This is a genomic window from Conexibacter arvalis (assembly GCF_014199525.1).
GTDB classification, from domain to species: domain Bacteria; phylum Actinomycetota; class Thermoleophilia; order Solirubrobacterales; family Solirubrobacteraceae; genus Conexibacter; species Conexibacter arvalis.
Window position 1 is genome coordinate 143,813 of sequence record NZ_JACHNU010000007.1, and the last position, 25,499, is coordinate 169,311.

At 73.9% G+C, this 25,499-nt stretch carries 25 protein-coding genes and 1 riboswitch; of the genes, 14 read left to right on the forward strand and 11 right to left on the reverse strand.

Going from position 1 to position 25,499, the window contains the following annotated elements; all coding sequences use genetic code 11:
• Positions 1–7 precede the first annotated feature (7 nt).
• Together BDZ31_RS20185 and BDZ31_RS20190 are read left to right on the forward strand one after the other, a co-directional pair.
• The gene (locus BDZ31_RS20185; RefSeq protein ID WP_183344516.1) at positions 8–1,516 is read left to right on the forward strand and encodes an ATP-binding cassette domain-containing protein; all 1,509 of its coding nucleotides are present in this window, start codon (positions 8–10) and stop codon (positions 1,514–1,516) included.
• Positions 1,513–2,568, forward strand: coding sequence for an ABC transporter permease (locus BDZ31_RS20190; RefSeq protein WP_183344517.1), 1,056 nt, complete (start codon positions 1,513–1,515; stop codon positions 2,566–2,568). Before BDZ31_RS20185 ends, BDZ31_RS20190 begins: the two co-directional genes overlap by 4 nt.
• Before the next feature lie 9 nt (positions 2,569–2,577).
• On the opposite strand, the gene BDZ31_RS20195 is transcribed toward BDZ31_RS20190, so the two are convergent.
• The 4 genes from BDZ31_RS20195 to BDZ31_RS24590 form a co-directional block, all read right to left on the reverse strand.
• On the reverse strand, positions 2,578–3,642 hold the full coding sequence (locus BDZ31_RS20195) for a phosphotransferase family protein (protein ID WP_425492747.1): 1,065 nt from the start codon (positions 3,640–3,642) through the stop codon (positions 2,578–2,580).
• A gap of 79 nt (positions 3,643–3,721) precedes the next feature.
• On the reverse strand, positions 3,722–4,945 hold the full coding sequence (locus BDZ31_RS20200; protein ID WP_183344519.1) for an acyl-CoA dehydrogenase family protein: 1,224 nt from the start codon (positions 4,943–4,945) through the stop codon (positions 3,722–3,724).
• A 70-nt stretch (positions 4,946–5,015) separates the two neighbouring features.
• Positions 5,016–5,816, reverse strand: coding sequence for an SDR family NAD(P)-dependent oxidoreductase (locus tag BDZ31_RS20205; RefSeq protein ID WP_183344520.1), 801 nt, complete (start codon positions 5,814–5,816; stop codon positions 5,016–5,018).
• Complete coding sequence (locus BDZ31_RS24590; RefSeq protein ID WP_221243210.1) at positions 5,813–6,442, reverse strand: TetR/AcrR family transcriptional regulator; 630 nt, start codon at positions 6,440–6,442, stop codon at positions 5,813–5,815. The genes BDZ31_RS20205 and BDZ31_RS24590 overlap by 4 nt, the downstream gene beginning before the upstream one ends.
• A gap of 35 nt (positions 6,443–6,477) precedes the next feature.
• Between BDZ31_RS24590 and BDZ31_RS20215 the strand changes: the two genes are divergently transcribed.
• Entirely contained in the window at positions 6,478–7,734 is a 1,257-nt protein-coding gene (locus BDZ31_RS20215) for an NADH:flavin oxidoreductase/NADH oxidase family protein (protein WP_183344725.1), read from the forward strand.
• Between the two features lie 398 nt (positions 7,735–8,132).
• Here BDZ31_RS20215 and BDZ31_RS20220 read toward each other — a convergent pair whose 3' ends face one another.
• A complete protein-coding gene (locus tag BDZ31_RS20220) occupies positions 8,133–8,618 on the reverse strand; it encodes a hypothetical protein (RefSeq protein ID WP_183344521.1) in 486 nt (161 codons plus the stop codon).
• 225 nt (positions 8,619–8,843) lie between these two features.
• On the opposite strand from BDZ31_RS20220, the gene BDZ31_RS20225 reads away from it, so the two are divergent.
• The 3 genes from BDZ31_RS20225 to BDZ31_RS20235 all read left to right on the forward strand — a co-directional run bounded on the left by BDZ31_RS20225 (position 8,844) and on the right by BDZ31_RS20235 (position 11,584).
• The gene (locus BDZ31_RS20225; RefSeq protein WP_183344522.1) at positions 8,844–10,049 is read left to right on the forward strand and encodes a hypothetical protein; all 1,206 of its coding nucleotides are present in this window, start codon (positions 8,844–8,846) and stop codon (positions 10,047–10,049) included.
• Between the two features lie 70 nt (positions 10,050–10,119).
• On the forward strand, positions 10,120–10,335 hold the full coding sequence (locus BDZ31_RS20230; RefSeq protein ID WP_183344524.1) for a flagellar biosynthesis anti-sigma factor FlgM: 216 nt from the start codon (positions 10,120–10,122) through the stop codon (positions 10,333–10,335).
• A 163-nt stretch (positions 10,336–10,498) separates the two neighbouring features.
• Positions 10,499–11,584: a hypothetical protein gene (locus tag BDZ31_RS20235; RefSeq protein WP_183344526.1), complete on the forward strand. Its 1,086-nt coding sequence runs from the start codon at positions 10,499–10,501 to the stop codon at positions 11,582–11,584.
• Between the two features lie 63 nt (positions 11,585–11,647).
• Here BDZ31_RS20235 and BDZ31_RS20240 read toward each other — a convergent pair whose 3' ends face one another.
• Positions 11,648–13,471 (reverse strand): M3 family oligoendopeptidase, encoded by a 1,824-nt coding sequence (locus BDZ31_RS20240; RefSeq protein ID WP_183344528.1) that lies wholly within the window; start codon positions 13,469–13,471, stop codon positions 11,648–11,650.
• An 89-nt stretch (positions 13,472–13,560) separates the two neighbouring features.
• Positions 13,561–13,748, forward strand: a riboswitch (cyclic di-AMP (ydaO/yuaA leader).
• Positions 13,749–13,759: 11 nt separating this feature from the next.
• On the opposite strand from BDZ31_RS20240, the gene BDZ31_RS20245 reads away from it, so the two are divergent.
• Positions 13,760–14,443, forward strand: coding sequence for a transglycosylase family protein (locus BDZ31_RS20245; protein ID WP_183344530.1), 684 nt, complete (start codon positions 13,760–13,762; stop codon positions 14,441–14,443).
• Between the two features lie 10 nt (positions 14,444–14,453).
• On the opposite strand, the gene BDZ31_RS20250 is transcribed toward BDZ31_RS20245, so the two are convergent.
• Complete coding sequence (locus BDZ31_RS20250; protein WP_183344532.1) at positions 14,454–15,170, reverse strand: helix-turn-helix domain-containing protein; 717 nt, start codon at positions 15,168–15,170, stop codon at positions 14,454–14,456.
• 83 nt (positions 15,171–15,253) lie between these two features.
• Positions 15,254–16,153: an ATP-binding protein gene (locus BDZ31_RS20255; protein WP_183344534.1), complete on the reverse strand. Its 900-nt coding sequence runs from the start codon at positions 16,151–16,153 to the stop codon at positions 15,254–15,256.
• Positions 16,154–16,326: 173 nt separating this feature from the next.
• On the opposite strand from BDZ31_RS20255, the gene BDZ31_RS20260 reads away from it, so the two are divergent.
• A complete protein-coding gene (locus BDZ31_RS20260) occupies positions 16,327–17,016 on the forward strand; it encodes a GNAT family N-acetyltransferase (RefSeq protein ID WP_183344536.1) in 690 nt (229 codons plus the stop codon).
• On the opposite strand, the gene BDZ31_RS20265 is transcribed toward BDZ31_RS20260, so the two are convergent.
• The 3 genes from BDZ31_RS20265 to BDZ31_RS20275 form a co-directional block, all read right to left on the reverse strand.
• Complete coding sequence (locus tag BDZ31_RS20265) at positions 16,935–17,561, reverse strand: DUF4389 domain-containing protein (protein WP_183344538.1); 627 nt, start codon at positions 17,559–17,561, stop codon at positions 16,935–16,937. The two genes, BDZ31_RS20260 and BDZ31_RS20265, sit on opposite strands and share 82 nt — an antisense overlap.
• A 117-nt stretch (positions 17,562–17,678) precedes the next feature.
• A complete protein-coding gene (locus BDZ31_RS20270; protein ID WP_183344540.1) occupies positions 17,679–18,440 on the reverse strand; it encodes an ABC transporter permease in 762 nt (253 codons plus the stop codon).
• Positions 18,440–19,297 carry an ATP-binding cassette domain-containing protein gene (locus BDZ31_RS20275; RefSeq protein WP_183344542.1) on the reverse strand — a complete coding sequence of 286 codons (858 nt, stop codon included), beginning with the start codon at positions 19,295–19,297 and terminating at the stop codon, positions 18,440–18,442. Before BDZ31_RS20275 ends, BDZ31_RS20270 begins: the two co-directional genes overlap by 1 nt.
• Before the next feature lie 77 nt (positions 19,298–19,374).
• Here BDZ31_RS20275 and BDZ31_RS20280 point away from each other — a divergent pair, with 77 nt between their 5' ends.
• From BDZ31_RS20280 to BDZ31_RS20305, 6 genes are all read left to right on the forward strand, one after another.
• Positions 19,375–20,268, forward strand: a complete 894-nt coding sequence (locus BDZ31_RS20280; protein ID WP_183344544.1) for a Ppx/GppA phosphatase family protein — start codon at positions 19,375–19,377, stop codon at positions 20,266–20,268.
• Positions 20,269–20,425: 157 nt separating this feature from the next.
• A complete protein-coding gene (locus BDZ31_RS20285; RefSeq protein WP_183344546.1) occupies positions 20,426–21,712 on the forward strand; it encodes a hypothetical protein in 1,287 nt (428 codons plus the stop codon).
• A gap of 47 nt (positions 21,713–21,759) precedes the next feature.
• Positions 21,760–22,623, forward strand: a complete 864-nt coding sequence (locus BDZ31_RS20290) for an HD domain-containing protein (RefSeq protein WP_183344547.1) — start codon at positions 21,760–21,762, stop codon at positions 22,621–22,623.
• 110 nt (positions 22,624–22,733) lie between these two features.
• A complete protein-coding gene (locus BDZ31_RS20295; protein ID WP_183344549.1) occupies positions 22,734–23,768 on the forward strand; it encodes an amidohydrolase family protein in 1,035 nt (344 codons plus the stop codon).
• Positions 23,765–24,460, forward strand: a complete 696-nt coding sequence (locus tag BDZ31_RS20300; protein WP_183344551.1) for an iron-sulfur cluster assembly protein — start codon at positions 23,765–23,767, stop codon at positions 24,458–24,460. Before BDZ31_RS20295 ends, BDZ31_RS20300 begins: the two co-directional genes overlap by 4 nt.
• On the forward strand, positions 24,457–25,497 hold the full coding sequence (locus tag BDZ31_RS20305) for an alcohol dehydrogenase catalytic domain-containing protein (protein ID WP_183344553.1): 1,041 nt from the start codon (positions 24,457–24,459) through the stop codon (positions 25,495–25,497). The genes BDZ31_RS20300 and BDZ31_RS20305 overlap by 4 nt, the downstream gene beginning before the upstream one ends.
• Positions 25,498–25,499 lie beyond the last annotated feature (2 nt).

Sequence of the window (25,499 nt, forward strand, 5' to 3'; positions counted from 1 at the left end):
GGACGGCGTGTTCCAAGTCCGCGGACTGAGCAAGCGATACGGCGGTGCCGTCGCGCTCGACGACGTCGACCTGACGGTCGAGGCGGGGGAGATCCATGCCCTGCTCGGGCCCAACGGCGCGGGCAAGAGCACGTTGATCCGTTGCATCACCGGCGGCGTGGCGCCGGACGAGGGCGAGATCGTCATCGACGATCTGCGCTTCTCGGCGCTCACGCCGCGGGAGGCTCGCAGAGCCGGCGTCGGGACGGTCCACCAGCACCTGAGCCTGATCGACACGCTCGACGTGACCGACAACATCTTCCTCGGCTGCGAGCTGCGGCGCGGCCCACTGCGGCGTCGCGCCGCGCAGCGCCGCGCGGCCGGGGAGGCGCTCGAGCTGGTCGGCGCGCGCGAGGAGATCGCCGTCGATGCGCAGATCGGCGACCTGTCGGTGCCGCAGCGCCAGCTGGTCGAGATCGCGAAGGTGCTGCGGCGCGGCGGCATCCGCGTGCTGATCCTCGACGAGCCGACGGCGGCGTTGACCGACGTCGAGGCGCAGGGGCTCGCCGAGCGGTTGCGCGCGCTGCGCGCCCAGGGGCTCCACATCATCTACACGACCCACTTCATCGACGAGGTGTTCGCGTTGGCCGACCGGCTGACGGTGCTGCGCGACGGCCGCGCGATCGTGCGCGACACCGCCGTCGCCGACACGACGCCGTCGGCCGTGATCGATGCGATCGCCGGCGAGCGGGGGCAGAGCGCGGTCGCGCGCCCCCGCATGCGCGCGCGCATGAGCGAAGCGCCGATGCTGGAGCTGGAGGAGCTGAGCGGGCCGCGCTTCGGGCCGATCTCGCTCGAGGTCCGGCCGGGCGAGATCGTCGGCCTCTTCGGTCTGCTCGGCTCGGGCCGCACCGAGCTGCTCGAGACGATCTTCGGCGCGCGCAGACCGACCGCCGGCGCGATGCGGTTCGACGGCAGAGCGCTGCCGGCCGCCGGCCCGGCGCGCGCGATCGAACGAGGGCTGGCGCTCGTGCCGGGCGACCGCCTCCGCCAGGGCATCTTCGCGTCGCTGTCGGCGCGCGACAACGTCGTGCTGCCGAGCGTCGGCGGCTTCGCGCGCGGCGGGCTGCGCGACGTCGCGCGCGAGCGGAGCGTCTTCGACGCGATGGCGCGGGGCTACCGGCTGCGGCCGCCGCGTGGCGATGCGCTCGCGCGCGAGCTCTCCGGCGGCAACGCCCAGAAGCTGGTCGTCGGCCGCTGGCTGGCGGCGCTCGACCGCACGCGGCTCGTCCTGCTCGACGAGCCGACCCAGGGCATCGACATCGGTGCCCGTCACGACATCTACGAGATCCTGCGCGCGACCGCGGCCGAGGGGAAGGGCGTGATCTTCACCTCCTCGGACCCCGACGAGGTCGTCGCCGCCGCCGACCGTGCGCTCGTGCTGCGGCGCGGGCGCGTCGTCGCCGAGCTGAGCGGCCGCGACCTCAGCGAGAGCGCGCTGCTGGACATCTCCCAGACCGCGGAGGTCGCTGCATGACGACGATCGAGAAGGCCGGGGAGGCACGCGGCACGGCCGCGGCTCCCGGCCGCTTCCGAGCCGGATTCGGCCGGCTGCTGACCGAGAGCCCGCTGCTGGTCGGGCTGCTGCTGCTCGTGGCGCTCTTCACCGCGCTCTCGGCCGACTTCCTGACGCTCGACAACATGCGCGTGGTCGGGCTGCAGAGCGCCCAGCTGGGCATCGTCGCCGTCGGCGTCGCGCTGCTCGTGCTGTGCGGCCACGTCGACCTGTCGGTCGGCTCGACGATGGGGCTCTGCGGCGTGCTCGCCGGCTACCTGATGAGCAACGCCGACGTCAGCCCGCTGCTGGCGGCGCTGGTCGCACTCGGCGCCGGCGCGACCGTCGGGGCGCTCAACGGCTTCATGTGCGCCTACCTCGGCTTCTCGCCGATCGTCGTGACGCTCGGCATGCTGACCGCCGTCCACGGCGTCACCTTCCTGATCACGTCGGGCACCGTCTTCGGCTTCGGCGACGGCTTCGGCACGCTCGGCAACGGGTCGGTAGCGGGGATCCCCGTGCCGGTCCTGATCGCGGCGGCGGTGTTCGCGCTCGGGGCGATCTTCCTCACGCTCGCCCCGGGCGGGCGCCACGTCTACGCGATCGGCGTCAACAGAGAGGCGGCCTATCTGGCCGGGATCCCGGTCCGGCGGCTGCCGTTCGTGCTGTTCGTGCTGACCGGTCTGCTGGCCGCGCTCGCCGGCCTGATCGAGACGGCGCGGCTCGACAGCGCTCCGGCCAGCTCGCTCGGCGTCGGCTTCGAGCTGAACGTGCTGACCGCCGTGCTGCTCGGCGGCATCGCCTTCAACGGCGGTCGCGGCAACCTGCTCGGCGTGCTCGCGGGCGTGCTCTTCCTCGGCGTGCTGCAGAACGGCCTGGCGATCATGAACGTTCCGTTCGCCTGGCAGGCGATCGCCAGCGGCCTGGCGCTCGTGCTCTCGATCGGCCTCGACAGCATCACGACGAAGCTGTCCGATCGCTGGCGGGCGAAGCGCCGGCGGGCCGCCGAGGCGATCGAGGCGGCGGGGGCATGAGCCCCCGCCTCAGCCGGCCGCGCGCATCGCCCGCCGGCAGCCCCGCTCGAGCACGTGGGCGGCGAGCCAGAAGCGCTTGAAGGCCGGGTTCGTCGTCTGGCCTCTCGCGTAGCGGTAGTAGATCTGCTGCGCGATCCCCGCGAGGCGGAACATCCCGTAGACCTCGTAGAACGGCCAGTCGCCGGGGTCGAGTCCGGTCGCGGCGCAGTAGCGCTCGACGATCTGCCGCCGCGTCGGCATCCCCGGCAGGTGCGACGGCTGGCGGCGGAACCACTGCGCGCCGCGGCCGTCGCCCGGCTCGATCCAGTACGAGAGCGAGGCGCCGAGATCCATCAGCGGATCGCCGAGCGTCGCCAGCTCCCAGTCGAGCACGGCCCGCACGCGGGTCGGCTCGGCGGCGTCGAGCACGAGGTTGTCGAGGCGGAAGTCGTTGTGGATCACGCAGGTGCGCACGTCGGCCGGCTGGCGCTCGTCGAGCCACCGCATCACGGCTCTGAACGACGGCACGTTCCACGTCTTCGCGCGGGTGTAGCGCTCCGACCAGCCGGCGATCTGCCGCGCGACGTAGCCGCTGCCGCGCCCGAGGTCGCCGAGGCCGGCGGCGGCCGGGTCGATTCCGTGCAGCTCGACGAGCAGGTCGACGAACCGCTCGCCGATCGCCGCCATCCGCGCCGGGTCGGTGCCGACCTCGGGCGGCATCGAGCGGCGCGGGATCACGCCCGGCACCCGCTCCATCAGGTAGAAGTCGCTGCCGAGCACCGCGTGGTCGGTGCAGAGCGCGACCATCTCCGGGACGTAGGGGAAGACCGGCTTCAACGCCAGCTGGATGCGGTGCTCGCGCGCCATGTCGTGGGCCGAGGAGGCCTTCGTGCCGGCCGGCGGGCGGCGCAGGATCAGGTCGCGGTCGTCGTAGCGCAGCAGGTAGGTGAGGTTCGACGCGCCGCCGGCGAACTGCCGCACGTGCGGCGGCCCGTCGGGCAGCGACGCGCCGCCGGGCGTCCCGCGCAGCCAGGCGTCGACCGCCGCGACGTCGAAGGCGTCCTCCTCGCGGACGGCGCGATCGTCGCTCACGATCGTCCTCCCCACGCCGCGCGAAGGAGGCCCTGCCGAGTTCGCGCGACCGAACGCGAGCCCTCGGGCGAGCGTTCGGCGCTCACAGGAGCGGCTCCTCGTCGCCGCGCTGCCGGCGCAGCTCGCGCCGCGCGATCGACAGCTTGTGGACCTCGTCGGGGCCGTCGGCCAGCCGCAGCGTCCGCATGTGCGCGTACATCCAGGCCAGCGGCGTGTCGTCGGAGACGCCTGCGCCGCCGTGGACCTGGATCGCGCGGTCGATGATCTTCAGCGCGACGTTCGGCGCCGCGACCTTGATCGCCGCGACCTCGATCCGCGCGTTCTTGCCGCCGACGCGGTCGACCAGCCACGCCGTCTTCAGCACGAGCAGCCGCAGCATCTCCAGCTCGATGCGCGCCTCGGCGATCCAGTCGCGGATGTTGGAGCGGGTCGAGACCGGCTTGCCGAAGGTCTCGCGCGCGTCGGCGCGGGCGCACATCAGCTCCAGCGCCCGCTCGGCGGCGCCGATCGCGCGCATGCAGTGGTGGATCCGACCCGGGCCGAGGCGCGCCTGCGCGATCAGGAAGCCGGCGCCCGGCTGGGCGATCACGTTCTCGGCCGGGACGCGCACGTCGGTGAACTGCAGCTCGGCGTGGCCCTCGGGGTCGTGGTAGCCGAAGACCGGCAGCGAGCGGACGACCTCCAGCCCCGGCGTGTCGAGCGGCACCAGCACCATCGACTGCTGCGCGTAGACGTGGGCGTCGGGATCGGTCTTGCCCATCACGATGAGGACTCTGCATCTGGGGTGCAGGACCCCGGTCGTCCACCACTTGCGGCCGTTGAGGACGAGCTCGTCGCCGTCGCGGACCATGCTCATCTGCACGTTGGTCGCGTCGGAGGAGGCGACGTCGGGCTCGGTCATCGCGAAGCCCGAGCGGATCTCGCCGTCGAGCAGCGGCTGCAGCCAGCGGGCCTTCTGCTCGTCGGTGCCGAACTGGTGCAGCACCTCCATGTTGCCGGTGTCGGGCGCGGCGCAGTTGGTCGCCTCGGCGGCGATCATCGTGCGGCCCATCAGCTCGGCGAGCGGCGCGTACTCGAGGTAGGTCAGGCCCGGCCCGTGCGCCGGATCCGGAAGGAACAGGTTCCACAGGCCGCGGCGGCGCGCCTCCTCCTTCAGCTCCTCCATGATCGGCGGGTGGACGTGCGGCGTGTCGCCGCCGCGCACCTGCTCGACGTAGAGCTGCTCCGCCGGGTAGACGCGTTCGTCCATGAATGCCTGGAGCCGCTGCTGGAAGTCCTTGGCGCGCTCGCTCAGCTCGAAGTCCATGCGTTCCTCTCTCGCTCCGTCTCCGCTTCAGGCAGGTCGCGCGTCCGGCGCGACCTGCCGCTCTCGATCGTCATCGGGCCTGCCGCTCCTCGTCCGGCGCCGGCCGCGGGCCGGGCAGGTTGCGGAACTGGAACGGCGCCGGCGAACGCCCGATCTGGCAGAACCAGCACTCGCCGGTCATCTCGCCGGCGAAGAGCCGCAGCGCGGTGTCGGCGACGATCTGCGGGTCGAGCAGCTCGAAGCCCGCGGCGCGCAGGCCGTCTCTGACGTGGGCGATCAGCGGCGTCTCGGCGAAGGTCGGGCAGACCGCGTTGAAGCGGATCCCGTCGCCGGCCAGGAGCGGGCCGAGGGAGCGCGTCAGCCCGACGACCGCGTGCTTGTTGGCGGCGTAGATCGGGTCGGCCGGGACGGCGGTCAGGCCGGCGAGCGAGGCGGTCACGACGATCGACCCGCCGCCGCGCGCCTTCAGCGCCGGCAGCGCCGCCTGGGTCCCGAAGACGACGCCGCCGAGGTTGGCGCCCATCGCGCGCCGGTAGCGCGCGAGGTCGAACTGGTCGCCGACGATCGTGTCGCTCGTGACGCCGGCGTTGAGCAGCACGAGGTCGAGCCCGCCGGCGTGCTCCTGCGCGTAGGCGACGGCGGCGTGGTTGGCGTCGAGGTCGCTGACGTCGAGCGCGACCGCGTGACCGCCGACCTGCGCGGCGACCTCGCGCGCGCCGGCCTCGTCGATGTCGGCGACGACGACCTCGGCGCCGGCGTCCGCGAGCGACAGCGCGGCCAGACGGCCGATGCCGCTGGCGCCGCCGGTGACGAGCGCGACCTTGTCGCGCAGCGCCTCCCGCTCGGCCGTGGTGGGGGAGGTGTCGGTCACCTGCGCTCCTCCTCGATCGGCCGCCCCGGCACGACCAGCACGGAGCGGATCAGGGTCGCGGCCGGCTCGCGCAGCTCCGCGAGCTCGCCCGCGCGGCCGTGCTCGGCGGCGCCGAGCACGAGTTCGTTGATGCCGCCGACGACGGCCGTCGCGAGCGCGCGCGAGACTGGGCGCAGGGCCGGCTCCTCCCGCCGCAGCTCGTCGCAGAACGCGACCATCTGGTCGGCGAACCGCTCCATCGTCTCGCGCCGGCGGGCGAGCGCCCGCGGCCCTGCGCCAAGGATCTCGACGAGGAAGGTGCGCGTCAGCTCCGGCCGCGCCGCCATCGCGCGCAGGTAGGCGCCGACGACCTGCTCGACGCGCTGCTGCCACGGCTCTCCGGCGGCCGCCGACGCGGCGGCGGCCGCCTCCATCGCGCCGAGCACGTGGTCGGCGGCGGCGTCGTAGGCCGCGAGGAAGCACGCCTGCTTGTCGTCGAACTGCTCGTAGAAGGTCCGCTTCGAGACGCGCGCGTGGCGGACGACGTCGGCGATCGTCGTCGGGCCGTAGCCCTTCTCGGCGACGGCGGCGTTCATGCCGCAGACGAGCCGCTCCCTCGCTCCCTCGATGGCAACCGGCGTGGCCATTGGTACCGGACGGTACCATCGCCGCCGTGGAGACGATGACGATTGCCGCGCCGCTGACGCTCCCATGCGGTGCGGTGCTGCCCAACCGGCTCGCGAAGGCGGCGATGAGCGAGCAGCTCGGCGACCGCGCCAACCGCCCGACGGAGCGGCTCGACCGCCTCTACGAGCGCTGGGGCGCAGGCGGCTGCGGCCTCGTGATCACCGGCAACGTGATCGTCGACCGGCGCCACGTCGGCGAACCGCGCAACGTCGTGATCGAGGACGAGCGCGACCTGCCCGCGCTGCGCCGCTGGGCCGCCGCCGGCAAGCGCGGCGGGGCGGCGCTGTGGGCGCAGGTCAACCACCCCGGCCGGCAGGCGCTGCGGATCGCCGGCTCGCAGCCGGTCGCACCGAGCGCGATCGCCGCGAAGATCCCGGGCGCCGTCACGCCGCATGCGCTGACCGGCGCCGAGATCGAGCAGGTCGTCGCGCGTTTCGCGCGGACGGCCGCGATCGTCAAGGCGGCCGGCTTCGACGGCGTCCAGCTCCACGGCGCCCACGGCTATCTGATCTCCCAGTTCCTGTCCCCGCGTGCCAATCGCCGCGACGACGACTGGGGCGGCGACGCCGAGCGCCGGCGCCGCTTCGTGCTCGAGGTGGTGCGCGCGACGCGCGCGGCCGTCGGGCCGGAGTTCCCGGTCGCGATCAAGCTCAACTCGGCCGACTTCCAGCGCGGCGGCTTCAGCGAGGAGGAGTCGGCGGCGGTCGTCGTCGCGCTCGCGGAGGCCGGGATCGACCTCGTCGAGATCAGCGGCGGCACCTACGAGGCGCCGGTGATGATGGGCGCAGAAGGCGACGGCGCGCGCACGGGCGCGCACGCGCGGGAGCGCGCGAGCACGCGCGCGAGCACGCGCGCCCGCGAGGCCTATTTCCTCGACTACGCGGAGCGCATCCGCGCCCAGGTCCCCGGCCTGCCGCTGATGGTGACCGGCGGCTTCCGCTCGACCGCGGCGATGGACGCCGCGCTTGCGGGAGGTGCCTGCGACGTGATCGGCGTCGGCCGGCCGCTCGCGCTCCACCCCGACGCGGCCGCGGAGCTGCTCGACGGCCGGCGGACGCGGGTCGACGCCGGCGACAAGCGGATCGGCGTCCGCCTGCTCGACAGCGTCGTCGACCTCTTCTGGCACACCCGCCAGATGCACCGCATCGGCCGCGGCCGCGAGCCGTGGGCCGGCGAGCACGCGCTCCACACGCTCACGGCGTTCGTGCTGATGAACGGCTGGGGCTCGCTGCGCCGCAAGCGCGGCGGTTGAACGTCACGCGCTTCGGTCCGGTGCATCGTTCTGCGGTCTGGAGGTTGGTCGGAGGCGGAGGGATGCGCGCTTCCGGTGTATCGAGACTGGAAGGAGGGGCGATGAAACTCCAGTCGAAAGGGTTTCGTCACCTGAATTGCGGTGATCGTTGCAGTGTCGATCTGTAAATCGTTCCTCTCGACCTGAGGCTGCGCGGGAAGTTGGCGCGTGCGAACTCGCTTTGCCGTTCTTCGGCAGGTTGCTCGACGAAACGCGGCGAAAACGGTCGGCGGGGCCCTTTCGGGCGAGCGCCGATGCGCGATAATGGACGAAGGTGTCATCGGTCAGACCGAGGAGGCGCGACGGCGGCCATTTCGCCGCTCGGCTCTAAAGGTCCCCGGTGGAATGCCGAGGTACCCCTAAGGCCACCGCTGCGCTTTGCCATGGACGAACGCCTGATCACCGCCCAGCCGCATCCGACCGGCATTCGCCGCCGGATTCGCGGCGCGGTGATCGCGCTGACGGCCGCCGCCGCGATCGTCGCGGCCCCGGCCGGCGCGCTCGCCGCCGGCGGCAACGAGGGCGTCGCCGAGGCCATCGCAGCGCGCGCCGCCGCACAGGCCGCCGCGCCCGCCAACGCAGCCCCGCAGGCCGCCCAGATTCCCGTCGCCAAGGCGCCCGAGCAGGCACCTCCGGCTGCCGCGCCGCAGGCCGCCGCGCCCCAGTCCGACACGTCCGCGCCCGCCGCCGCTGCTGTTTCGCCGGTCGAGGCGTCCGCGCCCGCCGCTGCGGCCCCGCAGCAGGCTGGCGTGCCGGCTGCGAACGCGGCGCCGCAGGCGCATGCGAACGCTGCGGCCCCGCAGCAGGCTGGCGTGCCGGCTGCGAACGCGGCGCCGCAGGCGCATGCGAACGCTGCGGCCCCGCAGCAGGCTGGCGCACCGTCGCCGAACGCCGCTCCGCCGGCGCACGAGAACGCGGCCGCGAAGGCGCCCGAGCAGGCTTCCGCTCCCGCGCACACGCCCTCCGCGCCCGCCGCCGCTCCGCAGCAGCACGGCGCGGGTGCCGGTGTCCCGTCGGCGAATGCGGCGCCGCAGGCGCATGCGAATGCCGCGGCTCCGCAGCATGCCGGCGTGCCGTCGCCGAATGCCGCGCCGCAGGCGCATGAGAACGCGGCTGCGAAGTTCCGTGAGTCGGTTCCGCAGGATCCCACGCCCGCCGACACGACCCCTGAGCCGCCCGCGACCGATCCCGGCACGACTGACCCGGGCACGACCGATCCGGGCACCACTGACCCCGGCACGGCCGATCCGGGCACGACTGACCCGGGCACGACCGATCCGGGCACGACCGATCCCGGCACGGCCGATCCGGGCACGACTGACCCGGGCACGACCGATCCGGGCACGACCGATCCCGGCACGACCGATCCGGGCACCACTGACCCCGGCACGACCGATCCGGGCACCACTGACCCCGGCACGACCGACCCGGGCACGACCGACCCCGGCACGACCGACCCGGGCACCACCGACCCCGGCACGACCGACCCGGAGCCGAGCACGCCCGTCGAGCGCCCGACGCCCAGAGAGCCGACGCGTCCGGGCGGCGGCGAGCCGACGCATCCGAAGCCGCCGACCGGCAACGGCGTGCTGCGCCCGACGCCTCCGCCGCCGGCCCCCAGCGGGCCGGTCGACCCGACTCCAAGCGTCGCTCCGCCGTCGGCTCCGAGCGTCTCGGCGCCGGTCGTCACGGAGCCGTTCGTCGCGCCCCCGGCCGCGAGTGTCGACACCGGTCGCCGCGACACGGGCGGCGCCGGGGCGGGCCTCGATCGCGCGGCCGAGGAAGCGGCGGCGCGCGACGCCGAGACGCGCCGCATCGTCCGCAAAGGCTTCGCGGGCTTCGGGCTGACGTCGCTGCAGGAGGACGAGCCGGCCACAGAGAGCGCCGTCGCGGCCGCCGTGAAGGCGGCGGCGGAGCTCGGGCCGCTCTGCCCCGCGGTCATCCACGGGCCCGCCACGACCAGCCGCGTGCCGATGGCGACGACGCCGCTCGACCCCGAGCGGGTCGTCGAGCGCAAGCCGCGTCAGATCGACGAGCCGAGCACCGTCCGCGGTCCCCCGGCTCCCTCCGACGCGCCCTCCTCGCCGCTGACCGCGAGCGCCGCCGCCGCCGGTGCCGGCGCGGGCTCCGCGGGCATCTTCTTCTTCGCGATCCTCGTCGACTCCGTCAGCGCGCAGCTCGCGCAGGCCGAGTCGGTCGCGCCGCCGTGCTCCTTCGAGAGCAACCTGGCGACGCAGACCTCCGACGACGCGGCGCGCGCTCCACCAGTCGCCTGAGTCCACCCCAGCGAGCCGTCCCGCGCGGGACCGGCTCACCGTGAACTCAGACACTGGAAGGAGATCCAGCATGGTCGCCACGAACGACCGACTCCACCGTCTCACCACCGCCCGCCGGGATCGCATCACGCGCTCCTCGCGCGTGAAGCTGCTCGCGAAGCAGGTCGCCGCGGGCGAGTACAAGGTCGACCCCGACAAGCTCGCCGAGGTGCTCGTCGAGCGGGCGAACTTCCATCGCCAGGTCAAGGCCGACCTGCTGTCGCAGCGTTCCCCGACGGAGCTGTGATCGCGCCTGACACCGGCGACCGCTGACCCACCTGCGGCCGCGCGGCCTGCAGGGCAGGGCAGGCCGGGCGGTCGCCGGCACGGCTCGCGCCTGCGCGAGCCGAGGAACGACAGATGAACGACGACGCGGAGGAGCCCCGTCAGCGCTCCTCTACGATGACCCGATGAAGAGAGCGCTCGTCGGCGCGCTCGCCGTCGCGCTGCTGCTCGGCGTCGCGGCCGCCGCTCCCGCAGCGGCCGGGACCTTCCAGGGCAGCATCGCGATCAGCTCGATCGGGACGCAGGGCGATCCGAGCGATCCGATCGCGATCGGCGCCGTGGCGACCGTGGTCCAGCAGTGCGATCCGGGCACCCCGTGCGCATGGCTGCCGTTCGTCACGACCGTGCCCGCCGCTCGGCAGTGCAGCCCGGCGGTCACCGCCTCGACCTGGGTCGGCGACGCCTACGGGCAGACAGCCGGCCAGCAGCCGCAGACCTTCTCGCCGACGTGGCGCGAGCGGCCGTCGCAGGCCGCCGGCGCACGCCGCGCCTGCCTCTACGTCCGCACCGCAGGCGGCGATTCACTCGTCGCGGAGAGCGCATTCACCGTGCCCCCTGCGATCGTGCTGCCGCCCGGCGCGGGCGTGCCGCGCGCGCCGATCCCGCGCGCGATCGGCGTCCGGCGCGGCTTCGGCTACCGCCTGAGCCTCGCGTCGATCCCGCGCGGCGTCGACCGCACGCGTTTCAGCCTGCTGGCGCGCGCCGCCGCCAAGCGGTGGGGGCTGCGGCTCGCCGGGCGCACGAACCGCGTCGTGCGCAGCGGCGACCGCGTCGACTCGGTCGGCTTCGCGCCGGGCGTGCCGAGCTATGCGCTCGGCGTCACGACGATCCGCTCAGTGCGGTGGTTTCGCCGCGTCGACGGGCGTCCGCGGGTCGTGAGACAGCAGGTCGTCGAGCGCGACACCCGCCTCGCGGTCGGCGCGCCGTGGCATGCCGGCCCCGGCCGGACGCCGCCCGACCGGATCGACCTGCAGACGGTGATCATCCACGAGCTCGGCCACTACGCCGGCAACGACCACGTCCGCAACTGCACCAACAGCCCGATGTGGGTCGCGTTGCGGCCCGGCGAGTGGTGGCACGACCGCCGCAACTGGTTCCAGCACGGTTGCGGCAGCCAGGCCCGCGCCGCCCGCGGAAACGGGTCGGCCGCGGCGGGCAGAGCGCGGCCGATGCTCCACGAGCACGTCTACCGCGACGTCCTCCTCGACTGAGGCGCCGAGCGGCGCACGTCCGCCCGCAGGCCGGAGCGCGCGCCGTCCGGCACCCCGGGCCGGCTACACCCGGCCGGCGTCGGCGGCCGCCTGCTCGGCCGCCGTCAGCTGCTCCTCGACGAGCGCGAGGCCCGCGTCCCAGAAGCCGGGGTCGGTGAGGTCGAGGCCGACCAGCTCGCCGAGCGCCTCGGGCGCCAGCGAGCCGCCGGCCGACAGCATCCGCAGGTAGTCGGGCACGAAGCTCGCGCCGTCCTGCTCGTAGCGCCGGTAGACCGACAGCGCCAGGAGCTGCCCGTAGGCATACGCGTACACGTAGCCGGGCGTGTTGACGAAGTGGGGGATGTACGACCACCACGTGCGGTAGCCCTCGGTCACCTCGACGGCGTCGCCGAACAGCTCCTCCTGCGTCTTCGCCCACAGCTCGCCGAACCGCTCGACGCCGAGCTCGCCCTGCTCGCGGCGGGCGGTGTGGATCTCCTGCTCGAACAGGTGCATCGCGGTCTGGCGGAAGACGGTCGCGATCGCGCCCTCGATCGACTCCGACAGCAGCGACAGGCGCGACGCCGGCGTCGCCGCCGCGTCGAGCAGCCGCCCGAAGACGAGCGTCTCGCCGAAGACCGACGCGGTCTCCGCGAGCGTCAGCGGCGTGCTCTGGTGGAAGACGCCCTGCGGCGCCGCCAGCGCCGCGTGGACGCCGTGGCCGAGCTCGTGCGCGAGCGTCAGCACGTCGCGGCGACGCGACGTGTAGTTGAGCATCACGTACGGATGCGCGGACGGGACGGTGTAGGAGCAGAACGCGCCGCCGCGCTTGCCGGGCCGCACCGGCGCGTCGATCCAGCGCTCGTCGAAGAAGCGGCGCGCCAGCGCGCCGAGGTCGGGCGTGAAGCTGTCGTAGGCGTCGAGCACCAGCTCGCGCGCCTCGCGCCACGTGAAGCGCTCGTCCACGTCGGCGACGGTCGCGGCGCGGTCGTAGTCGGCCAGCCGGTCGACGCCGAGCAGTCTCGCCTTCAGCCGGTACCAGCGCTGCGGCACGTCGTAGCGGTTGCGGACCGCGGTCACGAGCGCCTGCACCGACTCGTCGCTCGCCTCGTTGGCGAGGTTGCGGGCGGTCAGCCAGTTCGGATAGCTGCGGAGTCGGTCGTCGACGGCCTTGTCGTGCAGCAGCGTGTTGAAGATGAAGGCGCGCGTGCGCAGGCCGGGCTCGAGCGCGGTGGTGACCGCCTCGGCGGCGGCGCGCCGCTCGTCGCGGTCGGGACCGGAGAGCAGCGCGAGCGCCTGCTCGAGCGAGACCGGCTCGGGCGCGTCGGGCAATCTCACCTCGACCGCCGACATCAGCTCGGCGAACAGCCGCGTCCAGGCGCCGGCGCCGCTGACGCCCTTCTCGGCGAGGATCCGCTCCTCGGGCTCGCTCAGCAGGTACGGGCGGTAGCGCCGCTCGGTCCGCAGGTAGTGGGCGAACGACTCGCTGCCCTCGCCGGCGAGCAGCTCCTCGGCGCGCTCGTCGTCGAGCGCCGCCCACTCCAGCTCGAAGAAGAGCAGTCTCGTCTGGATCGCGGTCGCCTGCTCCTGGACGTGCTGGAGCAGCGCCCCGATCCGCTCGTCGGCGGTGTCGACGGCGAAGCGCAGCGACGCGAACGAGCCGGCGCGGCCGACCAGCTCGTGCAGGTCGGCGAGCTGTCTCATCGCCTCGCGCAGCCCGTCGGGATCGAGCTCGGCGAGTCTGCCGGCATAGGCGGCGGCGAACGCGTCGGCGCGCTCGGCGGCCTGCGCGAGCAGCGCGCGGACGCCGTCCTCGCCCCTGCCGTCGACGAGCGGGTCGAGGTCCCAAGCGACGCCGGCGACCTCGTCGTCCGCGGGCTCCTGGTTGGTGGCGGGGAGGGTCGTCATGCCGTCACTCTAGAGGCTGGCTCGCGTGCGCCGAAGAGGCCGCGCGGAGGCGTCTTCTCCCGCGATCTGCGACCATCTGACGTCCGACAGACGCATAGGTGCCGAATCACAGTCGTCCTGGACGACTTGGAGCGGGGGACCCAACCGAGCCGGATCCGTCCGGCTCACGGGGCGAATCGCCGCCAGCCACTCCGCCATCGGAGGGCTCCGGAGGCGTAGCGCACTCTTTCAGCGCGAGCCCGTCAGCTCACCTCGTAGGCCGCGAAAGAGAAGCCATATGGAGGTTCCATGCCTGCGACCTGTCCTGACGCGGACGCTGACGATCTCGTTCATCCCGAACGCTGGGAGCGCTCCCGCGAGCGCTCGCACGCCCGCCGTCTCCTCGCCCTGCGCCGTCGCCGCCGCAAGCGCGGCTCGCGCAGCCTCGCGGCCATCCTCGCCGCCGCGCTGACGCTCGGCGCCGGCGGCGCCTTCGCGGCGTCGACCGGCGACGCCTCGACCGTCTTGAAGAAGGGCAGTCGCGGCGCCGTCGTCGTCCAGCTGCAGCAGAAGCTCGACATTCCCGCCGACGGCGTCTTCGGCCCGCAGACCGCGAAGGCGGTGCGCCGCTACCAGCGCAGCAAGGGCCTGGCGGTCGACGGCGTCGTCGGCCCGCAGACCGCCAGCGCGCTCGGCATCAGCCTCGCGAAGGCGAAGGCCGACTCGCTCCGCAGCAGCCGCGGCAGCGGCAGCGGCGGCAAGGTCCGCTTGCCGGCGGTCCTCCACTCGATCGCGCAATGCGAGTCGGGTGGCAACCCGCGCGCGATCTCGCCCGGCGGCACCTACCGCGGCAAGTACCAGTTCGACCGCGCGACGTGGGCCGCCTACGGCCCGGCCGGCGACCCCGCCCGCGCCTCGGAGGCCGAGCAGGACCGCCGCGCGCTGAAGCTCTACAAGGCCCGCGGCACCCAGCCGTGGCCGAACTGCGCCTAGCGCGGTCGCGTCACATCCCCTCGGGGGCGGCGCCCGGCGGCTCGCCCCTGAGGATCCACGCGCCGTCCTCGCGCCGCTCGACCACTCTGCGCCGCGTCAGGTCCGACAGCGCGGTCGTGACCGACGGGCGCTGAGCGCCGACCAGCCTGCCGAGCACCTGGTGGGTCAGCGGCAGCTCCAGCACGACGCCGTCCGGGCCGACGCGGCCCCAGCGGTCGGCGAGCCCCCAGAACAGCAGCTCCAGGCGGGCGTCGACGCGGGTCAGATGGCTGGTCGCCTGCGTCGTCGCCAGCTCGGAGGCGCGCCTGATCGCGCGCGCCGCGACGGCGCTGACCAGCTCCGGCCAGCGGCCGATGATCGCGGTGATGCGGCGGTCGAGGATCGCGAGGCGGACCGGCTGCAACGCCGTCCAGACGACCTGCGGCCGCACGGTGACGACCTCGTCGTCCCAGTCCCACGGCCGCAGCAGGTCGCCGCGACCGAGCAGCTCGGTGCAGGCGGCGCGCGCGAACGTGACGTCGCGCATCAGCAGCCCGTCGAGCACCAGCACGCCGAGATGGCCGCTGCCGCCGTCGGCCGGCCGCGTCGGCTCCCACACGCCCGGGGCGATCACCTCGACGGCGGCGATCGCGTGACGGGTGGCGAGCTGGAGGCTGGTCTCGTCCAGCCCGGCTGCGAGTTCGGGGTCCTCCTCGAGGACCCGCACGAAGGCGTTCCCGCTCGACATCGGGAAACAGCGTATTGGCGCGCGCACGGCACCGCCACAAGCAACTGTTGCGATTGCGCGTTCGACGGGCTGTCGAGCGGCGCTCAGGCGCGCGTGGAGAGCCGCGCGCGAAGCAGCTCGCCGCCTTCGGGCGCCGGCACCACGTCGAGCGCGTCGGCGAGGCGCTCCAGCAGGCAGCCGAGGCCGGGCAGCTCGGTGTCGCGCACGAGCCGCTGGGCGCCGCCCTCGACGAGCGGGCCGATCACGAGGTCGAAGCCGCCGTCGCGCTCCTCGATCTCGATCCGCGTCGTGCCGCTGCCGTCGCGCGCGTGCGGCCCGGCGGCGCCCGCGATCGCGTCGCTGACGATCTGCGCGTCGGAGAGCCGATCGATCGAGAAGTCGGCGCGGGCGGCGACGAGCGAGACGACGCGACCGAGGACCGCCGCGGCGTGGTCGCCCGCGGCGAGCGCGAGCGCGACCGCGTCGTCGGGCGGCGCCGGGTCGTGCGAGAGCTGGACCAGCAGCGGCGGCGCCTCCTCGGCGTCGTCGAGGTCGAATGCGATCCGCACCTCCGTGCCGTGGCGCCCGCCGGCGATCCCGAACTCGTCCGACAGCGAGGCGATCAGCGCGAGGCCGAAGCCGAGCGGCGGGCCGTCGCCCTCGGAGGGCAGCGGGCGCAGGCCGTGACCGCGATCGCGGACCGTCAGCACGAGCCGGTCGTGGTCGACGCCCATCGTCACCTCGAGCGGCCCGTCGTGGTTCTCGTAGGCGTGGACGACGGCGTTGGTGCACGCCTCGGTGACGGCGATCTTCATGTCGGCGGCGCGCGCCGGGGCGACGCCGAGGCTGTCGGCGAGGCCGGCGAGCGCCTGGCGAACGAGCGCGACGTTCGCGGGCAGCGCCTGGAGCGTGAAGCGAACGTCGGGGACGCCCGCGGCGCCGTTTCGGCGCGCGGGGGTCGGCATGCTGCCGGCAGGCGTCGAGGTGCTCGGGCCGTCGCTCACGTCAACCCCCGTATGTGCGCTGGAGGGCTTCGCCAAACCTGCATGCGACCGGTGGCTGTCGGATTCCCAACCGATCACGCAGTTCTGCCGCGAGCATCGACACGGCGGCGCAGTCTAGTGATCCGCGCGCCGCGACCCTGACACCGCGCCGCGATGCCGTAGCATCGCCCGCCGTGGAAGTCGCCGGACCGACCCTCACATTGCGCTATGCGACCGCCGACGACGCCGATGCGCTGTTCGCGCTCGCGAGCGATCCCGAGGTCACCCGCTTCTTCTCCTGGGGGCCGTACCGCGACCGCGGCGAGCCGCGCGCGTACATCGAGCGTCTGGCCGGCGAACGCGCGCGCGGCGACCAGCTCGACCTGCTGATCGTCCACCGCGTCGACGGCCCGATCGGCGTCACCGGCCTGTCGGAGCTGTCGCGGCGCGACCGGCGGGCGGTCGTCGGCACCTGGCTCGGCAGACGGTGGTGGGGGAGCGGCGCCAACCGCGAGTCGAAGGCGCTGGTCGCCCGGCTCGGCTTCGAGCGGCTCGGACTGGAGCGGATCGGCGCCTACGCCGACGTCGAGAACGGGCGGTCGCAGCGCGCGCTGGAGCGGATCGGATTCGTGCGGGAGGGGACCCTGCGCCGCTGGCACCGCCACGGCGACGCGGTCCACGACGTCGTGCTGTTCAGCCTGCTGCGCGCCGAGTTCGCCGGCTCGCCGCTGGCGGCGTTGCCCGCGCAGGTGCGCGGGGAGCCGCCGGAGGCGTTCGTCGTCGCGCCGGCGGCCCTCCCGGGTCAGGCGAGCGGGGGCGAGGCCGGCGGCGGGGTGACCGGTGCCGGCTCGGCGCCGTCGTCCTCGGGCGTGATCGGCGGGTAGGTCTCGGTCACGAGCAGGTGGTAGGCGTTCGCCAGTGAGATGTAGGCGACGCCCATCTTCTGCACGTCCCACAGGCCCTTCGGGAACTTGCCGGTGAAGACGATCACGAACCAGGCGAGGATCCCGACCAGCTCGATCAATATGTTGAACAGCCAGACGAGGATCAGCACCGGGATCAGCAGGACGATCCGCAGCAGCGTCTTCCAGCGCGTGTAGGGGTTCAGCGGCTGCGGGACCGCGAGCCGGATCGGGTACTCCGGGTGCTCGTTGCCGTCGAACGGCGGGAACTCGTCGGTCAGCAGCCAGACCCAGGCGGTGACGCGCGTGTAGAAGCGCAGGTACTTCGACGTCCAGTCGTAGGCGAACGCCGGATAGCTGCCGGTGAAGACGATCGCGAACCAGCCGCAGACGACGCCGACGAGGGCGAGCAGCCCCCATATGATCGAGACGAGCAGCCACGGGATCGCCAGCAGCAGGCGGAAGAACGTGACGAGCCGGCTCTGCCGCTCTCTGTAGTCGGCCTGGAAGGCCACGGGGTAGGCCACGACGCGGGTACCTCCTCCTGGTCCGGTGCGGATCTCGGCACATCGAACCAGCCGCCGCGGCGGAACGTGTGAAGAACGCTACAAGTGGGCGCGTTCGGCCCGGCACCGCCCCGCCCGCTACGAGCGGCGCGCCTCCCAGCTGAAGCCGCGGATCGCGAGCGCGACGCCGAGGATCGTCCAGGCGACGATCACGCCGATCGACGACAGCTGGTCGCCGATTCCCGAGCCGGTCACCATCGCGGCCGAGAGCCCGTCGATCAGGTGCGTCAGCGGCAGGGCCTCGGCGACGCCGGCGAGGAACGACGGGACGTCCGCGGCGTCGTAGAAGACGCCGGAGACGATGATCAGCGGCAGGAAGATCGCGTTGACGTACGCCGGCGCCGACTCGTTGTTGGGGATCACGTGCGACAGCGCGACGCCGAGCGACGAGAAGCAGACGACGCCGAGCACGACGAAGACCACCATCTCGCCGACGTCGGAGGGCCAGTCGACGCCGAAGAAGAGCTTGCCGGCGACGGTGATCAGGACCATCTGCATCGCCGTGTTCGTGATCGCGTGGCCGGCGATGCCGAGCAGGAAGGCGCCGCTCGGGATCGGCGTGCCGCGCATCCGCTTCAGCACCCCCAGCTCGCGCATCGCGGTGACGTTGTAGGCGAGCGCGCTGAAGGTCGTCGAGACGACGCTCATGCCGGCGATGCCCGGCACGATCACGTCGAGGTCCTCCTGGTTGCCGCTGAAGACCGCGCCGAACAGCGCGAGCAGGACCAGCGGCAGCATGAAGTTGAAGAAGGCCGCGCTGGGGTTGCGCCAGAACATGCGGCGCTCCAGGCGGTACTGGCGCCAGGTCAGGCTGGCGAAGCTCGGCTGGGCGGCGTCCATCAGGCGGTCAGCTCCAGGTAGACGTCCTCGAGCGTCGGGCGCGAGACGCTGAGGCTGTCGAGCTTCTCTCCTCTCGCCAGCGCGGCGGAGGTCAGCTCGTGCAGGAAGGTGGTCGGGTCGTCGGTCTCCTGCTGGTTGAGCAGGCCGCTGCCGTTGCGCCACGCGACGCGGTAGCGGACCGAGCCGCTGCCGACGCCGAGCTCGCCCGGCGCCCCCTCGACGAGGATGCGGCCGTCCTTGATGATCGCGACGCGGTCGGCGAGCACCTGCGCCTCGTCGAGGTAGTGGGTCGTCAGCAGGACGGTCTTGCCGAGCGCCTTCAGCGAGCGGATCGTGTCCCACGCGCCGCGGCGCGCCGCGGGATCGAAGCCGGTCGTCGGCTCGTCGAGGAAGATCAGCTCGGGATCGCCGATCAGCGCGAGCGCGAAGTCGAGCCGGCGCAGCTGGCCGCCGGAGAGCGTGCGCGTGCGGGCCTGCTCCTTGCCGCGCAGGCCGGCCAGCTCGATCACCTCGTCGACCTCGCGCGGGTCGGGGTAGAGGCCGGCGAAGTGCTCCAGCACCTCCCGGACCTTGACGTGCCGGTAGATGCCGCTGCTCTGGAGCACGATCCCGACGCGGCTGCGCAGCTCGCGGTCGCGCAGCTGCGGGTCGTAGCCGAGCACGGCGACCTCGCCGGCCGTCCGCTCGCGGTATCCCTCGAGGATCTCCACGGTGGTCGTCTTGCCGGCGCCGTTGGGGCCGAGGAGGCCGTAGACCTCACCGCGGCGCACCGAGAAGTCGAGCCCCCGGACCGCCTCAAGATCGCCGTAGCTCTTGCGGAGTCCGCGAACCTCGATCGCAAATTCGCTGCTGCTCACGAACGACCATGATGCCTCAAAGCGCCCGGACAGCAGCCCGTCGTCCCATCTGCGTGGACGGCTAGCCTCAGTCGACCGTGCGCTGCGCCTGCATCGACATCGGGTCCAACACGACCCGCCTGCTCGTCGCCGACCGCGCCGGAGATGCGCTGACGCCGGTCCTCCAGCTGCGCGCCTTCACGCGCCTCGGGCGCGTCTGCCGCGCCGGCGAGCCGGTTCCGCCCGCCGCCGTCGCGGCGCTGACGACCGTCGTCGCCGAGCAGGCGAGGGCGGCGCGGGAAGCCGGCGCGCGGGCGCTGCGCGCGGTCGCGACGGCGGCGCTGCGGCGCACCGCCGACGGCGAGGAGGTGTGCGCGGCCGTCGGTCGGGCCGCCGGCGTCGCCGTCGAGCTGCTCGGCTCCAAGGAGGAGGCGCGGCTCGCCTTCGCCGGCGCGACCGCCGCGCTCGCGGACGCGTCGGGCGACGAGCCGATCGCCGTCGCCGACATCGGCGGCGGCTCGAGCGAGCTGATCGTCGGCACGCGCGCCGGCGGCGTCACCTGGTCGCGCTCGCTGCCGATCGGCTCAGGCGACCTGGCGGAGCGGCATCTGCGCAGCGACCCGCCGCTGCCCGCCGAGCTGGGCGCGATCGCCTCGGCGGCCGAGGCGGCCCTCGCCGGCGTGTCGGTCCCGCCGGTCGCGCGCGCCGTCGCCGTCGGCGGCAGCGCCACCTCGCTGCGCCGGCTCGTCGGGCCGACGCTCGATCCGGAGGCGCTCGTGCGGGCGGTCGCGACGCTCGCGTCGGCGCCGGCGGCCGAGATCGCCGCGGCGCACGAGCTCGACCCGGTCCGCGTCCACCTGCTGCCCGCCGGCATCCTCCTGCTCGCGGCGGTCGCCGCGCGCGTCGGCCCCCTGACCGTCGCCGAGGGCGGTCTCCGCGAGGGCCTGCTGCTCGAGCTGAGCGCCGCCGACGCGGCCGACGCCGCCGGCTGAGCCTGCCCGAGCGGTCGCCGGCCGCGCACCGGGCCGCGTGCGTCGCACGCGGCGATCCGCACGCCTTCGCGACGGTCGCGCACCGCCCTCCGCAGCGCCCGTGCCGATCGTCCCGCGCCGGCCCCGGCGGCTGGCACGCGTGCGCCAAGCTCGCCCGATGCGGCACCGGAGCGGGGGCGAGGAGGGACAGGCGGCGAACGAGTACGTCGCGCTGCTGGCGATCGTCGCCAGCGTGCTGGTCGCGCTCGTCGCGCTCTCCTCGGGCGGCGTCGGCAGCCACGTGCTCGCCGGGATCCAGCGAGGGCTCTGCGCGATCGCCGGCAGCGCCTGTCCCCGCGCTGTCGTCGAGCGCGACAGACTGGCCGCCTGCCCGATCGAGCGGCGCGTCAGCGAGGAGCGGCTGAGTGAGACGATCGCGTCGGTCAAGCTCGGGTCGACCGGCACGCTGACCGCCGTGCGCGGCTCCGACGGCCGCGTGACCGTGACGCTCTCCGACGGCAGCGCCGCCGGGATCGAGGGCGGCGCCGGCGCCTGGGTCGCGCTCGGCCGGCGCGTCGGCGAGGAGGCGAAGGCGGGCGCTGCGCTCGTGTGGGGGTCGGGGCGCTCGTGGACCTTCCCCGACGCGGCCGCCGCCGAGCGCTTCGTCGCGCGCTACGGCAACAAGGCGACGATGCGCGGCAAGCTGCTCGACGAGGTCCGCGCCGCCTGCTCGATCCTCTGCGACGCGCTCGGCTGGCGACCGCATCCGCAGCTGCCGGAGCCGGACGAGGTCCATGCCGAGGGCGGCGCGATGGCGACGCTCTCCGGCGCCTTCGGGATCGGCGGCGGCGGCGACGCGAGCGCCGTCGTCGGCCGGCGCGTCCGCCGCGACGGCGAGACGACGTGGTACCTGCGGCTGAGCGGCAAGGCGACCGCCGAGCTCGGCCTGCCGGGCGCCGAGGCCGTCACGGCCGCCGGCGGGCAGGCGCTGCTCTCCTACCGCCTCGACGCCGCCGGCAGGCCGCTCGCGCTCGGCGTCACCGTCGCCGGCGAGGCGGCGGGCCGCGGCGCGCTCGGCGGCGAGGGGAGACGGCGCGCCGTGAGAGGCGGCGGGAAGGCGAGCTCCAACCGCGGCGGCATCGTCGAGCTGGAGGCGTCGCTCGACCTCGGCGATCCCGACGACCGCGCCGCCGCCGCGGCGCTGCTCGACGCGCTGCGCTCCAAGCCGACGGCGCTGCCCCGTCGCGCCGCCGCGCTCGGCGCGCGGATCGTCCAGCGCGGCCAGATCGACCTGCGGCGCTACGCGGTCACGACCGACGGGACCAGGTTCGGCGGGGAGCTCGCGCTCGGCGTCAAGGTCGGCGGCTCCTTCGAGCGCAGCACGAAGGGGCTGACGCTGCTCGGCGCGGCGACGCGGCTGCCGGGACTCCCGTTCCTGGCGCGCGACGACTGCCGCGTCGCCTGAAGCCGCTAGCCTCCCGGCTCGATGGAGCCGTCAACCCCCACAGGCCGGTGAGCAGAGAGGCCGCCGTGCCCGAGCCCGCCGACCTGCACGCGCAGGTCGACCCCTCCGAGCGCCCGCCGCGCGAGGCGATCGCCGACGTGCGGATCCGCGTGCCGACGCGCGGCAACCGCAGACTGGAGCGGCTGCTGGCGGCCGTCAACGCCGACCAGCAGGTGAAGGCGTGGTGGCATGTCGCCGCGGTCAACGCGACCCGCCGGCTGGGGATGTCGGACCACTCGTGGATCCACATCCAGATCGTGCTCAACAGCGCGCTGCGGCTGGCGCGGCTGCTGTTCCGCCGGGGCGTCGTGCCGGGCATGGTCGCCGACTACGGCATGACGACCAGAGACGCCGAGGTCGTGATCGCGGCCGCCGCGCTCTTCCACGACTCCGGCATGACCGTCCACCGCGCCGACCACGAGGCCTACAGCCTCTTCCTCACCGCCGACAAGCTGCCGTCGCTGCTGCTCGACGCCTACGAGGAGCCGGAGCGCTCGATCGTCGTCGCCGAGGCGATGCACGCGATCATCGGCCACCGCCGCCGCGGCAACCCGTTCACGATCGAGGCCGGGATCGTGCGCGTCGCCGACGCGCTCGACATGGCCCGCGGCCGCTCGCGCGTCCCGTTCGAGGCCGGCCACCAGAACATCCACTCGCTGTCGGCCTACGCGATCGAGGAGGTCAAGATCCTCGCGGGCCGCGACCGCGCCGTCCGCGTCGAGATCGCGATGTCCAACAGCGCCGGCATCTTCCAGGTCGACGAGCTGCTCGCGACCAAGCTGCGCGGATCGGGCTTGGAGGAGCACGTCGAGGTGATCGCGCGGATCGACGCCGAGCACGAGAGACGGCTCGTGCCGGTCTTCAGGATCTGAGCGCGCCAGCCTGACGTCTCCTGGCACGCCGGCGCGCCCGCGCGTTCGCCGCGGCCGCTCCTCGGTGATGGACTGAGATGGGGTCGGGGAGACCAGGAGAGGAGCGACCCATGTACGAGAAGGACGGCGAGCGCTACTTCGTCGTCGACGGCCACGTCCACTTCTGGGACGCCAGCCCCGAGAACCAGGCGAACGAGTTCGGCGCCGGCTTCATCAACTGCTTCTACGACTACCACCGCAACCTCAGCCCGCCGGAGGAGGTCTGGTCGCTGGAGAGATTCCAGCGCTACAGCGAGCAGGACCTGATGCACGACCTGTTCGAGGTCGGCTACGTCGACGTCGCGATCTTCCTGCCGACCTACCTGACCGACTTCTACCGCAGAGGCTTCAACACGACCGAGCAGAACGCGGCCGTCGCCGACCGCCATCCCGGCCGCTTCATCGTCGACGGGTCGTGGGATCCGCGCGACGGCGACGCCGGGCTCGCCGCGCTCGAGGAGCTGGCCGAGCGCTTCCAGCTGAGAGGCGTGAAGCTGTACACCGCCGAGTGGCGGGGCGACTCGCGCGGGTGGAGACTCGACACGCCCGAGGCGGCGCGCTACCTGGCGAAGTCGCAGGAGCTGGGGATCCGCAACATCCACGTCCACAAGGGGCCGACGATCTGGCCGCTGGACCGCGACGCCTTCGACGTCTCCGACGTCGACCACGTCGCGACCGACTTCCCCGACCTCAACTTCATCGTCGAGCACGTCGGCCTGCCGCGGCTGGAGGACTTCTGCTGGATCGCGACGCAGGAGCCCAACGTCTACGGCGGCCTCGCGGTCGCGATGCCGTTCATCCACACGCGTCCGCGCTACTTCGCGCAGGTGCTCGGCGAGCTGCTCTACTGGATCGGCGAGGACCGGATCCTGTTCGCCAGCGACTACGCGATCTGGCGGCCGCAGTGGCTGGTCGAGCGCTTCGTCGACTTCGAGATCCCGGCCGACATGACCGAGTACCCGGAGCTGACGACGACGGTCAAGCGCAAGATCCTTGGCCTCAACGCCGCCGGCCTGTACGACATCGACGTCCCGCACGACCTGCGCGTCGGGCTCGCCCCGGAGGAGACGACGGCGATCGGCTCGGAGCCCGCGAGGCCGGCATGACGACCCGTGCGGCGGTGCTCGACGCGCTCGCCGGCGTGCGCGACCCGGAGCTCGACGAGCCGCTGACCGAGCTCGGCTTCGTCAGCGGCGTCTCGCTCGACGACGGCGAGGTCGCCGTCCGGCTGCGGCTGCCGACCTACTTCTGCTCGCCGAGCTTCGTCTACCTGATGGCCGCCGACGCGCACGCGGCGGTCGCGGCGCTACCGGGGGTGGGCGCCGTCAGGGTCGAGGTCGACGACCACTTCGCCGGCACGGCGATCGGAGACGCGACCGCGTCGGAGGAGGGCTTCGGCGCCGCCTTCCCGGGCGAGAGCGCCGGCGAGCCCGACGCCCTGCGGGAGCGCTTCCGGCGCAAGGCGCTCGCCGCGCGCCAGGCGCGGATCGCCGAACGGATGCTCGCCGCCGGCCGCACGCCGGCGCAGCTCGCCGCCGCGACGCTCGCCGACCTGCCGCCCGAGCCGGACCGCGAGCGCTGCCGCGCGCTGCGGAGCGAGCTGGGGGTCGACGCCGCGCCGGCGGCGCCGGCGTTCGTGCGCCCGGACGGCGCGCCGCTCGCCAGCGCCGAGGAGCTGACGCGGTTCCTGCGGGTCGCGCGGCTGGTGCGCGTCAGCCTCGAGGGCAACGGCGAGCTCTGCCGCGGGCTGCTGAGGACGCGCTACGGCGAGCCCGCGCCCGAGGAGGCGATCGCGTGAGAGGCGCGCGCCTGCACCGCTACCGCGAACCGCTGCGCCTCGACGAGCTGCCCGAGCCGGCGGTGCTGGCGCCGAACGACGTGATCGTGCGCGTCGGCGGCGCCGGGCTGTGCCGCACCGACCTCCACATCCAGGAGGGCCAGTGGGCGGAGAAGTCGGGCGTCGAGCTGCCGTACGTGCTCGGGCACGAGAACGCGGGCTGGGTCGAGGAGGTCGGCGCGGCCGTCGACAACGTCGCGGTCGGCGACGCGGTGATCGTCCACCCGCTCGTCACGTGCGGGCTCTGCCGCGCCTGCCGCATCGGCGACGACGTCCATTGCGAGAACAGCAGCTTCCCCGGCATCACGGTCGACGGCGGCTTCGCGGAGCTGCTGCGCACGACCGCCCGCTCGCTCGTCAAGCTCGACGCGGGCCTCGACCCCAAGGACGTCGCGGCGCTCGCCGACGCCGGGCTGACCGCCTACCACGTCGTCGCGAAGGCGGCGCGGATCGTGCGCCCCGGCTCGCACGTCGTCGTGATCGGCGCCGGCGGGCTCGGCCACATCGGGATCCAGTGCCTGCGCGCGATGACCCCGGCCGAGGTGATCGTGCTCGACCCCTCCGAGCGGGCGCTCGCGCTGGCCTCGGAGCTGGGCGCCGACCACGCCGTGCCCGTCGACGGCTCGCACGTCGAGCGGGTGCGCGAGCTGACCGACGGCCGCGGCGCCGAGGCGGTGATCGACTTCGTCGGCGAGCACGGGATCATCCCCGACGGCGTCGCGATGCTGCGCGACGCCGGCTCGTACTTCGTCGTCGGCTACGGCGAGAACGTCGACGTGCCGACGATCGACATCATCTCGCGCGAGATCAGCTTCATCGGGAACCTCGTCGGCTCCTGGGACGACCTCGCCGAGCTGATGACGCTCACGCGGCAGGGGAAGGTGACGCTCCACACGACCGCCTACCCGCTCGACGCGGTCAACGACGCGATGGCCGACCTCGACGACGGCCGCGTCCAGGGCCGCGCGATCCTCGTGCCGGCCGGCGCCGGCGGCTGAGC